Annotated in this window: 1 protein-coding gene; it reads right to left on the bottom strand. The window is 64.1% G+C overall.

The window, feature by feature from the left end; all coding sequences use genetic code 11:
- The coding region (locus JOY50_RS28935; protein WP_243056217.1) for an Ig-like domain-containing protein at positions 1-220 on the bottom strand (220 nt) is incomplete at both ends.

Below are 220 nucleotides of genomic sequence, written 5' to 3'. Positions count from 1 at the left end.
AAGAAACGCCGCTGTCATCGATGGCAACGACATCCAGCAGTTCGCCGTTGGCTTGAGCAGGATTCAGCTCGATGCTGAACGTGCCATCGGCATTGGCGATGGCGCTGCCGATCAGGGTGCCGTTGGCATCGTGTACCTCCACGCGGGTACCCGCAGGGGCGGAACCGGTGAGGGTGGTGCCGTCGGCATCGATGGCCAGGTTGCTCGGGCTGTCTGGCGC

The sequence above is a fragment of the Pseudomonas sp. BP01 genome, assembly GCF_022760795.1.
GTDB classification, from domain to species: domain Bacteria; phylum Pseudomonadota; class Gammaproteobacteria; order Pseudomonadales; family Pseudomonadaceae; genus Aquipseudomonas; species Aquipseudomonas putida_Q.
Note: the sequence above shows the minus strand (reverse complement) of the source record. Positions and strands in the feature narration are given on the sequence as shown.